Annotated in this window: 1 protein-coding gene and 1 pseudogene; one reads left to right on the forward strand and one right to left on the reverse strand. The window is 73.5% G+C overall.

From position 1 onward, the window contains the following. A partial coding sequence (locus D180_RS10345; protein WP_043090767.1) for a PD40 domain-containing protein occupies positions 1 to 717 on the reverse strand: 717 nt, incomplete at its 3' end. A gap of 52 nt (positions 718 to 769) precedes the next feature. Here D180_RS10345 and D180_RS10350 point away from each other — a divergent pair. After that, positions 770 to 1,167: pseudogene (locus tag D180_RS10350) on the forward strand (shikimate dehydrogenase); the annotation flags it as partial.

Here is a 1,167-nt window from a genome sequence, read left to right on the forward strand (position 1 = left end):
CTGCGGATCCGCGTAGCGGCCACCGGCGCATTGCGCCAGCAGCACCTGGCTGCTCGTACCGCCATGGGCACGCGCGAACAGCAGCGCACGGCCGTCGCCCAGCCACGCCGCATCGGTCTCGTCGTCGGCGCTGTTGACCCCGGCCAACGCCTGCGGTGCTGCGAACGCCTGGCCCTCCTGGCGCGCCACGAACAGGTCCAGGCCGCCGGCGCCGCCGTGGCCGTCGCTGGCGAACAGCAACCGTGTGCCGTCCAGCGACAGGGTCGGCGCACGCTCGTTGCCCGGCGAATTCACTGCCGCGCCCAGGTTCTGCGGCGCGCCGTAGCCGCCGTCGGCCAGCACCGGCGCGCGGTACAGGTCGCTGCCGCCGTGGCCGCCGGGGCGATCCGAGGCGAAGTACAGCCAGCGCCCATCGGCGCTGAAGAACGGGTCGCTGTCCAGGCTCGGCGAGTTCACGGGCGCCGGCAGCGGTTGCGGGTCGCGCCAGCGGCCGTCGCGCAGCACGGCCTGCCACAGATCGCCGCCGCCGGGCCCGCCGGCGCGGTCGGGACTGGCCCAGACGATGCGCTGGCCGTCGGGCGCGACGCTGGCGCGGGTCTCGTCGGCGGCGGTCGATACCACGCCCATGCCCTCGATGCCGAATTCGGAAAGCGCGAACGCACACGGCGCGCAGAGTAAACTCGCGGCCAGCGCGAGCGGCAGGGCAGGGGTCCGCATGAGGGATTCCATGGAATGTCGCCGCCAGTCTAAAACAACCAACGAGCGCTCCATGCCCAACTCCCGTTTTGCCGTGTTCGGCCATCCCGTCGCCCATTCGCTGTCGCCGCACATCCATGCCGCCTTCGCCAAGCAGACCGGCATCGCCCTGCAGTACGAGGCGATCGACGTCCAGGCCGACGGGTTCGCCGCGGCGCTGGCCGCCTTCGCCGCCGCCGGCGGTGTCGGCGCCAACGTGACCCTGCCGCTGAAGGAAGCCGCGTTCGCCCACAGCGTGGTGCACAGCGCACGCGCGCAGTCGGCCGGTGCGGTCAACACCCTCAGCTTCCGCGACGGCCAGTGGCATGGCGACAACACCGACGGCGCCGGCCTGGTGCGCGACCTGACCGGCCGCAACGGCCTGGACCTGCGCGGCCGCCGTGCGCTGCTGCTGGGCGCCGGCGGCGCCGC

Source organism: Xanthomonas sp. SHU 166, from assembly GCF_000364685.1.
Taxonomy (GTDB): Bacteria; Pseudomonadota; Gammaproteobacteria; order Xanthomonadales; family Xanthomonadaceae; genus Xanthomonas_A; species Xanthomonas_A sontii.